The sequence below is a fragment of the Streptomyces sp. NPDC058240 genome (assembly GCF_042882135.1).
Lineage (GTDB): Bacteria > Actinomycetota > Actinomycetes > Streptomycetales > Streptomycetaceae > Streptomyces.
Genome location: NZ_JBHVWT010000001.1, coordinates 209,526 through 219,656 on the forward strand (window position 1 = coordinate 209,526; position 10,131 = coordinate 219,656).

A 10,131-nucleotide genomic window follows, 5' to 3' on the forward strand; every position below is an offset into this window, starting at 1 on the left:
CGCTGCGGCCGTTGAACACCGGCCGCAGCGCAGTCCCTCATGCAGTGCGATGCACCATATGATCGCTTTTCATGGGAGAGGTCCGATTGTCCACCGAGGAATCCGGGCGGGACAGCGTCCGGTCACCGAGCACCGTCCGGTCACGGCGCAGCGCGGCATTCGCCATCTGGTACCTGCGCGTCGTGTCGTTCATCAATTTCCTGAGCGCTGTCTGGGTCACTCTCGGCAATGATCTGCGCCGCCACAACACCGAGAACTACTTCACTCCCTATCTGCTCACCGCGGGCTTCTCCTCCGGGGTGGTCGCACTCTTCCTGGCGGTCACCATGCGCCGCCGCAAGCGGGCCGCCTGGATCGTGAACATGGTGGTGAGCGGCTTGCTGCTGCTGCTCTTCGCCCTGGTGATCGGGTTCCCGGAGGTCCGGCGGTATCCGCAGAACTGGATCTCGCTGGCGCTGACCGCCGCCTTCGTCCTGGCGCTGATCCTCGGGCGGCGCGAGTTCTACGCGAAGGGCGACCGGTCCAACCCGAAGCTGGCCGCCGTCGTCGCGGTCGGCGGGCTGCTGGTCACCTCGCTGATCGCCGCGGGCCTGGTCACCCTCACCAACACCGCACCCCACGGCTACCGCGCACCCTTCCTGGACCGCTGGCGCTACGGGGCGCTGAGGCTGGTCTCGGTCGCCGACAACGACGCCGCCTTCCCCGGGATCACCACCCCGGGCTGGGTCAACGTCACCATCAACGTGCTCTCCACGCTGCTGCTGATCGCCGTCGTGTACGCGGCGTTCCGGGCCCGCCGGGCCGTCGACCCGATCACCCCCGAGGACGAGGCCCGGCTCCGGGCACTGCTCGAAAAGCACGGCGAACGCGACTCGCTCGGCTACTTCTCGCTGCGCCGGGAGAAGAGCGTCATCTGGTCCCCCACCGGGAAGGCCGCCGTCACCTACCGGGTGGTGGGCGGGGTCTCGCTCGCGTCCGGTGACCCCATCGGCGACCCGGAGGCTTGGCCCGGGGCGATCGATCCGTGGCTGGTCGAGGCCCGCGAGCACGGCTGGATCCCGGCGGTGATGGGGGTGAGCGAGGAGGGCGGCACCGTCTACGCGCGGCACGGCCTGGACGCCCTGGAGCTGGGCGACGAAGCGATCGTGGAGACCGCCGAGTTCACCCTGGAGGGGCGGGCGATGCGGACCGTCCGCCAGGCGTACAACCGGGTCGGGCGCGCCGGGTACGACGTGACCGTCCGCCGCCATGCGGACATCCCCGAGGAGGAGATGGCCGAACTGGTGCGGCGCGCCGACGACTGGCGCGACGGGGCGACCGAACGCGGCTTCTCGATGGCGCTCGGCCGGCTCGGCGATCCGGCCGACAGGCAGTGCGTGATGCTCGAATGCCGTGACGCCCCGACCGGGGAGGGCGGCGCGCGGGGCGAGTTGCGCGCCGTGCTGAGCTTCGTCCCGTGGGGGCCGAACGGCCTCTCGCTGGACCTGATGCGCCGTGACCGGGACGCCGAGAACGGGCTGATGGAGTTCATGGTCATCGAGCTCCTCCAGCGCGCCGAGGAGATCGGGATCACCCAGGTCTCACTGAACTTCGCGATGTTCAGGTCCGTCTTCGAGCGGGGTTCGCGACTCGGTGCCGGACCGGTGCTGAGGCTGTGGCGTTCGATGCTCAGTTTCTTCTCGCGCTGGTGGCAGATCGAATCGCTGTACCGCGCCAACGCGAAGTACCGACCGATCTGGGAGCCACGTTTCATGCTGTTCGAGAAGAGCTCGGACCTGCTGCGCATCGGCGTCGCGGCGGGGCGCGCCGAAGGGTTCCTGGAGGCGCCCGGTCTGCCCAAGTGGCTGCACCGCTCGCACCTCGGGACCGATGGATGAGACCCGTGCGCGCGCTGTGCGGGGCAGCTCGCCACGAGTGGGGTCCGCTACTGAGGACCGTACGCGAAATGCTCGCCGTCGCACGGCTGCGGGCGATTCCGATGACGGTCGCCGCGGTCTGCCTGACGGCGCTGCTCCAGGTGGCGCAGAACCGGTCGTGGGGCTTCGGGGTGGTGCACGGCCTCGGGGCGGTGCGGGCCGAGGACCCGTTGTGGGCGGCCCTGCTGCGTACGCCGTTGTCGCTGTTCGTGCCGGCGCTGGATCTGCCGGTCTGGGGGGCGCTGGTGCAGATCCTGATGGTGTTCGGGACCGCCGAGATCTGCCTGGGCCGGTGGCGCACGCTGCTGATCGCGTACGTGGCGACGCTGGCCGGGACGCTGTACGCGCGGATCGGTGTCGCGCTCGGCCCGGACGCGCTGTTCGGACTGCCGGTATCGGACGCCCGGGTCGTCGACACCGGCCCGTCCGCGGCGGTGGTCGGCCTCGCCGTCTATGTCTGCTACGTCTACCGGGCCCGCTTCACCGGGGCGCTGGTGATCGCGGCGATGGTGGTCGAGGTGGTCCTGAAGAACAATCTGGCGGGCAAGGAGCACCTGGTGGCGATCGGCGCGATCCTCGTGATGTGCGTCCGCACGACCCGCCGGCACCGGCGCCAGGATCAGGACTTGCGTCCGGGGAGCGGCATCCGGTCCGGTGCGCCGCCGATCAGATCCTGAAATCTGCGCCGCGGGCCCACCCAGCGCACGTCGTGGTGGTAGGCGCGCAGCACCGACCGGGCGCGGGCCCGGTAACGGTTGCGATAGAAGCGCTTCGCCCACATCGACGTCGGCCGGGCCAGCCGGATCGCCCCGATCAGCGCGACGAACGGGACGAACGTGCCGACGACCGCGAGCCGCGCCTTGCCCTTGAAGAGGGCGATCAGCACGAAACAGAAGTTGACGACCAGGGTCAGGATCACGCCGAGTCTGCCCTGCTGCTCGTCGCTGCTCAGCTCGTTCACGCCGAGCGGTGAGAATCCGGCCAGCACCAGCAGCACCAGCGCCGCGGTGAGGACCACCACCTCCACGCTCTGGCGGCCCTCCTCGGTCCAGTACACGTCGTCGAGATGGAGGATCAGGGCGAATTCGTCCAGTACCAGCCCCGCGCCCGTGCCGAAGACCACGGCACAGATCCCCGCGGTGACGCCCTGCCGTCCGCTGGCGACCGCGCCGAAGCCGCCGACGACGCTCAGCACGACGCCGGGGACCACGTGGTGGATGTGCATTCCGCCGGGTGTGATGTTGCGGAACGGCCCCTTCCCCGCCCGGATCATCCGGGTGATGACCCGGGTGATCGCGAAGGTGAGCACGAAGGCGGCCAGGGCGAGGAGCAGCGGCAGCTTTCCCGGCTCGACGATGTTCTGATCGAACCAGTGACCCATGCCACCCACTCCCGATAAGCCGCTTCTGTCATGGTCTGTTGCGTTCCGAGCAATCTATCCGCCGGGCGTACCGATTAGCCTGCGCGCCGTGACCTCCCTGAACAGCCACGGCATCCGTTTCGCCTTCGGCACCCTGACCGTGCTCCCCGTCCGCGTCACCCGCTGGGACCGCGAGACCGCCCGCGCCGGGATGCTGTGCGCACCGCTCGCCGGCCTCGTCGTGGGCCTGCTCGCGGCGGTGCCCGGCGGCCTGTTGCTGCTGCTCGGCTCGGGGCCGCTGCTCGCCGCGGTCGCCTCGGCCGCCGTTCCCGCCGTGCTGACCCGGGGTCTGCATCTGGACGGTCTCGCGGACACCGCCGACGGCCTGGGCAGCGGCAAGCCCGCCGACGACGCCCTGCGGATCATGAAGCAGTCGGACATTGGGCCATTCGGTGTGATCACCCTGCTGTTCGTGCTGCTGGCCCAGGTCGCGGCGCTCCACCAGCTGTACGGGCGGAGCTGGGCGGACGGCGCGGTGGCGGCGGCCGTCGCCGCGGTCACCGCCCGGCTCGCGCTCACCCTGGCTTCCCGCCGGGGCGTGCCGCCGGCCCGCCCGGAGGGGCTGGGCGCGGCGGTGGCGGGCACGGTCACGGTCCGGGGCGCGGTGGCGGTCGGGGTCGTGGTGGTCGCGGGCTGCGCGGGGGCCGGTGCGCTCCTCGGCGGCTACGGGGCGCTGCGCCACGCGCTGGCCGCGCTGGCCGCGCTCGGTGTCGCCCAGCTCCTGCTGCGGCACTGCGTGCGGCGCTTCGGCGGGGTGACCGGCGATGTCTTCGGCGCGCTGGCGGAGACCGCGGCGACGACGGCCCTGGTGGTCCTGACGTTCGGTCAGGCGCCGGTCATTTAGGCGCGGGCCTTCGGGCACTCCTGTCGCCACACGCCCAGTTCGTACTTCTTCAGCAGCGAGCTGAGCCCCAGCCGCCGCGACCCGGCGCAGAACCGGCTGACGGGCAGCTCGTACTCGACATGGAAGACGGCCTTGCCCGCCTTCACGAACGGGGTGAGCTTCCCGCACTCCTCGTACTGCGCGCACTGCTCGTTGACCGCGAAGTCGAAGTCCGGCTCCAGCTCCGGGATCTGCCCGAGGTCGTTCTTCAGGCCGACGGCGAGCCCGTGGCGGTGGGCGATCCGGGCGATGAGCCGGTTGTAGCGCACCTGGTCGGCGGCGGTCAGCGGGAAACCGGTGCGGTTGCGGTAGCCGTCCATGTTGTCGGGCTCCACCGCGTCGAAGCCCTTCTCCGCGCACATCTCGATCCGCCGCTCCATCAGCGGTTCGAGGACGTCCGTGCGGCGGATGTCGAGCCAGTACTCCCCCTCCCAGCCGTTGCCCTTGCCCCGTACCGACGCGGGGAACTTCCCGGCGTCCGGGCGGAAGTCCTCCCAGGCACCGGTGGAGAGGTAGCAGATCACCTTGCGGCCCCGGCGGTGCAGATCGTCGACCGCCGAGGCCTTGTGGTCGAAGCCGTCGATGTCGTACACCGGGACGTCCACCGTCGGGTCCAGCCGGCCCGAGAGCTGCCACTGCCAGCCGATGCCCGGCTCCGGCCGCCAGCGGCCCTTCCCGGAGGGTTCCGGCGCCGACGTGCAGCCGGCCAGCAGGGTCAGCAGAATCAGTACGGCGACGGGCAGCGACCGGCCGCTTCCCGTCCCGCGCGCGGCCCCACGGGCGTGCATGGTTCTCCCCCTGTCGGTCCGGCACCGCCAACGACCCTACGTCCACGACCGGTTCCCGCTTCACGGGCCCCGGACCGGACGCCCGGGACCGGGGCCGGGGCTCCACATCGGGCCACCGACGGCCCGCCGCCGTGATCCCGCAGCAATGGCGCGCGTAGGCTCATTCCCGGCGCATTGCGGCGGCGTCTACGATGCGCCGGGCACGGTCGGCCCACCCCTCGACCGACAACGAACTCAACGGAAGCGAGATTTCACCACCGTGACTGCTCTCACTCTCAGCACTGCCGGTGCGGCGACGCTGCGCGCCGACGCACTCGTCGTCGGCGTCGCCAAGGGCGCTGGATCCAAGTCTGGGGACCTGGTCCTCGCACCGGGCGCCGAGGCCGTGGACAAGGCGTTCGACGGAAAGCTCGCCACCGTCCTGAAGGCCCTGGGCGCCGCGGGTGCCGAGGGCGAGGTGACCAAGCTCCCCGCGCCCGACGGCCTCAAGGTCCCGGTCGTCATCGCGGTCGGGCTCGGCTCCGTCCCGGAGAAGGACGAGGCGTACGACACCGAGGCGCTGCGCCGGGCCGCGGGCTCGGCCGCCCGTGCCCTGACCGGCTCGAAGAAGGCCGGCTTCGCGCTGCCCCTCGCGTCCGCCGAGGACGCCGAGGCGGTCGCCGAGGGCGCGCTCCTGGGCGCGTACGCCTTCACCGCGTACCAGGGCGGCGAGAACAAGCTCGCCCCCAAGGGCAAGAAGAACGGCAACGGCGCGAAGCTCCCGCTCGGCGAGGTCGCCCTGCTCGGCACCAAGCCGCGCGACAAGGCGTTCAAGGCGGCCGCCGAGCGCGCCGTCGCGGTGGCCGAGGAGATCAACCGCGCCCGCGACCTGATCAACACCCCGCCGAACGACCTGTACCCCGAGTCCTTCGCCGCCGTGGCCACCACCGCGGGCAAGGAGCACGGCATCAAGGTGCAGGTCCTGGACGAGAAGGCGCTCGTCAAGGGCGGCTTCGGCGGTCTGCTGGGCGTCGGCCAGGGCTCGACCCACGGCCCGCGTCTGGTGAAGCTCGCCTACACGCACCCGAAGGCGGAGAAGACCCTGGCCCTGGTCGGCAAGGGCATCACCTACGACTCGGGCGGCATCTCGCTGAAGCCGGCCGGCCACAACGAGACGATGAAGTGCGACATGAGCGGCGCCGCCGCCGTGTTCGCGACCGTCGTCGCGGCCGCCCGCCTCGGTCTCCAGGTCAACGTCACCGGCTGGCTGGCACTCGCCGAGAACATGCCGTCGGGCAACGCCACCCGCCCCGGTGACGTGCTGCGCATGTACAGCGGCAAGACCGTCGAGGTCCTCAACACGGACGCCGAGGGCCGGCTCGTCCTCGCCGACGCGCTGACCCGCGCCTCCGAGGAGAACCCGGACGCGATCGTCGACGTGGCGACCCTGACCGGCGCGATGGTACTGGCGCTGGGCAACCGCACCTTCGGCATCATGGCGAACGACGACGCCTTCCGTACCTCCATCCACGAGATCGCCGAGGAGGTCGGCGAGGCCTCCTGGCCGATGCCGCTCCCCGCCGACCTGCGCAAGGGCATGGACTCCCCGACCGCCGACATCGCCAACATGGGCGAGCGGATGGGCGGCGGCCTGGTGGCCGGTCTGTTCCTGCAGGAGTTCGTGGGCGAGGGCATCGCCTGGGCGCACCTGGACATCGCCGGCCCGGCCTTCCACGAGGGCGCACCGTACGGCTACACACCGAAGGGCGGCACCGGTTCCGCGGTCCGCACGCTGGTGAAGCTGGCCGAGCGCACCGCCGCCGGAGACCTCGGCTGAGGCCTCGACCGTGACGTACGGCCCCGGGCATGGGCCCGGGGCCGTACGTGTTGCTCCGATGACATCGCCGCACGGATCCGGCCGGTTTCGCTCTCGACGAAATCAGTAGGGGTCTACGCGGCGGTAACCGCCTGAGACGGATGATCGTCCGTCTCAGACCCGGGCCCCGCGTCCCGCTCACCGTCAACAAGTGCGAAGATGGGTTCTCGGCAGGACAGGGCCCCCACCACAGGGCCGAATAACAAAAGCGGCCGAACACCAGCCGACCGGCCGGTCATCCCCCAGCGACGGGGCCCGGCGTACGGCGCACATGCATGGAGGACGTGACGTGGCGAACGACGCCAGCACCGTTTTCGACCTAGTGATCCTCGGCGGTGGTAGCGGCGGTTACGCCGCGGCCCTGCGCGGAGCGCAGCTGGGCCTGGACGTCGCTCTGATCGAGAAGGGCAAGGTCGGCGGCACCTGCCTGCACAACGGCTGTATCCCCACGAAGGCCCTGCTGCACGCGGGTGAGATCGCCGACCAGGCGCGCGAGGCCGGCCAGTTCGGCGTCAAGGCCACCTTCGAGGGCATCGACATCGACGCCGTCCACAAGTACAAGGACGACGTGATCTCGGGCCTGTACAAGGGTCTGCAGGGTCTCATCGCCTCGCGCAAGGTCACCTACATCGAGGGTGAGGGACGGCTCTCCTCCCCCACCTCGGTGGATGTGAACGGCCAGCGCGTCCAGGGCCGCCACGTACTGCTCGCGACCGGCTCCGTGCCGAAGTCGCTGCCGGGCCTGGAGATCGACGGCAACCGCATCATCTCGTCGGACCACGCGCTGAAGCTGGACCGCGTCCCGAAGTCCGCGATCGTGCTGGGCGGCGGCGTCATCGGCGTCGAGTTCGCCTCGGCGTGGACGTCCTTCGGCACCGACGTGACGATCATCGAGGGCCTGAAGCACCTCGTCCCGGTCGAGGACGAGAACAGCTCGAAGCTTCTTGAGCGCGCCTTCCGCAAGCGCGGCATCAAGTTCAACCTCGGTACGTTCTTCCAGAGCGCCGAGTACACGCAGGACGGCGTCCGCGTGACCCTCGCCGACGGCAAGACCTTCGAGGCCGAGGTGCTGCTGGTCGCCATCGGCCGCGGCCCGGTCTCGCAGGGCCTGGGCTACGAGGAGGCCGGCGTCGCGATGGACCGCGGTTACGTCCTCGTCGACGAGTACATGCAGACCAACGTGCCCACCATCTCGGCCGTGGGTGACCTGGCCCCGACGCTCCAGCTCGCGCACGTCGGCTTCGCCGAGGGCATCCTGGTGGCGGAGCGGCTGGCCGGTCTGAAGACCGTTCCGATCGACTACGACGGTGTCCCGCGGGTGACGTACTGCCACCCCGAGGTCGCCTCCGTGGGCATCACCGAGGCCAAGGCCAAGGAGCTCTACGGCGCGGACAAGGTCGTCGCTCTGAAGTACAACCTCGCGGGCAACGGCAAGAGCAAGATCCTCAAGACCGCGGGCGAGATCAAGCTCGTCCAGGTCAAGGACGGTGCCGTGGTCGGCGTCCACATGGTCGGTGACCGTATGGGCGAGCAGGTCGGCGAAGCCCAGCTGATCTACAACTGGGAGGCGCTGCCCGCCGAGGTCGCGCAGCTCATCCACGCCCACCCGACCCAGAGCGAGGCGCTCGGCGAGGCCCACCTGGCCCTGGCCGGCAAGCCCCTGCACTCCCACGACTGATCCAGTCGACCGGGCGCGACGACCGACCTACTTCCGCACTTTCGTAAGGAGCAACTGAAACCATGTCGGTTTCCGTAACCCTTCCGGCGCTCGGCGAGAGCGTCACCGAGGGAACTGTCACCCGCTGGCTGAAGGCCGAGGGCGAGCGCGTCGAGGCCGACGAGCCGTTGCTCGAGGTTTCGACCGACAAGGTCGACACCGAGATCCCGGCCCCGGTTTCCGGTGTGCTGCTGGAGATCGTCGTCGCCGAGGACGAGACCGCCGAGGTAGGCGCCAAGCTCGCCGTCATCGGTGCCGCCGGTGCCGCTCCGGCCGCTGCCCCGGCTCCGGCCGCTCCGGCGCCTGCCGCTGCCCCGGCCCCGGCCGCTCCCGCCCCGGCCCCGGTCGCCCCGGCCGCTCCGGCTCCGGTGGCGCCCGCCGCCCCGGTCGCCGCTCCGGCCCCGGTGGCCCCGGCCGCTCCGGCGCCGGTCGCCGCACCGGCTCCGGTCACCCCGGTCGCCCCGGTCGCCCCGGCCGCACCCTCCGGTGACGACGGCGCGTACGTCACGCCGCTGGTCCGCAAGCTCGCCGCCGAGAACGGCGTCGACCTGGGCGCGGTCAAGGGCACCGGCGTCGGTGGCCGTATCCGCAAGCAGGACGTCGTCGCCGCCGCGGAGGCCGCCAAGGCCGCCGCTGCCGCCCCGGCCCCCGCCGCCGCCGCTGCTCCGACCGCCTCCAAGGCGCCGAAGCTGGAGACCTCCCCGCTGCGCGGTCAGACGGTCAAGATGACCCGCATGCGCAAGGTCATCGGCGACAACATGATGAAGGCGCTGCACTCGCAGGCCCAGCTGACCTCGGTCGTCGAGGTCGACATCACCAAGCTGATGAAGCTGCGCAACCAGGCGAAGGCCGCGTTCGCCGCCCGTGAGGGCGTCAAGCTGTCCCCGATGCCGTTCTTCGTGAAGGCGGCGGCCCAGGCGCTGAAGGCCCACCCGGTCATCAACGCCCGGATCAACGAGGACGAGGGCACCATCACGTACTTCGACTCGGAGAACATCGGCATCGCCGTGGACGCCGAGAAGGGTCTGATGACCCCGGTCATCAAGGGTGCGGGCGACCTGAACATCGCCGGTATCTCGAAGAAGACCGCCGAGCTGGCCGGCAAGGCCCGCGGCGGCGGCCTGACGCCGGACGACATGTCCGGTGCCACCTTCACCATCAGCAACACCGGCTCGCGCGGTGCGCTGTTCGACACCGTCATCGTGCCCCCGAACCAGGCAGCCATCCTGGGCATCGGTGCCACGGTCCGCCGCCCGGTGGTCATCGACCACCCGGACCTCGGCGAGACGATCGCGGTGCGCGACATGACGTACCTCTCGCTCTCCTACGACCACCGTCTGGTGGACGGCGCGGACGCCGCCCGTTACCTGACCTCGGTCAAGGCGATCCTGGAGGCCGGTGAGTTCGAGGTCGAGCTCGGCCTCTGAGCACCGCGGCTGTAACCAGCCTCACCAGCGGCGGGGCCCTCCGGGAAAATTCCGGGAGAGGGGGGTGCTGGGGTTTTTCGGCACCCACCGTTTACCCCGGGAGCCCGAGTGGGCGGAAAAACCAA

Annotated in this window: 8 protein-coding genes; 6 read left to right on the forward strand and 2 right to left on the reverse strand. The window is 70.8% G+C overall.

Annotated features, from left to right (window positions below):
* Positions 1-71 precede the first annotated feature (71 nt).
* Both ACFVX4_RS00950 and ACFVX4_RS00955 read left to right on the forward strand, forming a co-directional pair.
* A complete protein-coding gene (locus ACFVX4_RS00950) occupies positions 72-1,877 on the forward strand; it encodes a phosphatidylglycerol lysyltransferase domain-containing protein (protein WP_389970489.1) in 1,806 nt (601 codons plus the stop codon).
* Positions 1,874-2,593, forward strand: a complete 720-nt coding sequence (locus ACFVX4_RS00955; RefSeq protein WP_389970492.1) for a hypothetical protein — start codon at positions 1,874-1,876, stop codon at positions 2,591-2,593. The genes ACFVX4_RS00950 and ACFVX4_RS00955 overlap by 4 nt, the downstream gene beginning before the upstream one ends.
* Here the strand turns inward: ACFVX4_RS00955 and ACFVX4_RS00960 are convergent.
* Positions 2,536-3,297, reverse strand: coding sequence for a hypothetical protein (locus ACFVX4_RS00960; RefSeq protein WP_389970495.1), 762 nt, complete (start codon positions 3,295-3,297; stop codon positions 2,536-2,538). The two genes, ACFVX4_RS00955 and ACFVX4_RS00960, sit on opposite strands and share 58 nt — an antisense overlap.
* An 88-nt stretch (positions 3,298-3,385) precedes the next feature.
* On the opposite strand from ACFVX4_RS00960, the gene ACFVX4_RS00965 reads away from it, so the two are divergent.
* Positions 3,386-4,180, forward strand: coding sequence for an adenosylcobinamide-GDP ribazoletransferase (locus ACFVX4_RS00965; protein WP_389970498.1), 795 nt, complete (start codon positions 3,386-3,388; stop codon positions 4,178-4,180).
* On the opposite strand, the gene ACFVX4_RS00970 is transcribed toward ACFVX4_RS00965, so the two are convergent.
* Entirely contained in the window at positions 4,177-5,007 is an 831-nt protein-coding gene (locus ACFVX4_RS00970) for an endo alpha-1,4 polygalactosaminidase (protein ID WP_389970500.1), read from the reverse strand. The two genes, ACFVX4_RS00965 and ACFVX4_RS00970, sit on opposite strands and share 4 nt — an antisense overlap.
* A gap of 259 nt (positions 5,008-5,266) precedes the next feature.
* On the opposite strand from ACFVX4_RS00970, the gene ACFVX4_RS00975 reads away from it, so the two are divergent.
* The 3 genes from ACFVX4_RS00975 (at position 5,267) to sucB (ending at position 10,006) form a co-directional block, all read left to right on the forward strand.
* A complete protein-coding gene (locus ACFVX4_RS00975; RefSeq protein ID WP_389970503.1) occupies positions 5,267-6,823 on the forward strand; it encodes a leucyl aminopeptidase in 1,557 nt (518 codons plus the stop codon).
* A gap of 328 nt (positions 6,824-7,151) precedes the next feature.
* Positions 7,152-8,540 (forward strand): dihydrolipoyl dehydrogenase, encoded by a 1,389-nt coding sequence (gene lpdA / locus ACFVX4_RS00980; protein WP_266420213.1) that lies wholly within the window; start codon positions 7,152-7,154, stop codon positions 8,538-8,540.
* Between the two features lie 62 nt (positions 8,541-8,602).
* Entirely contained in the window at positions 8,603-10,006 is a 1,404-nt protein-coding gene (sucB, locus tag ACFVX4_RS00985; protein ID WP_389970506.1) for a 2-oxoglutarate dehydrogenase, E2 component, dihydrolipoamide succinyltransferase, read from the forward strand.
* Positions 10,007-10,131: the final 125 nt, after the last annotated feature.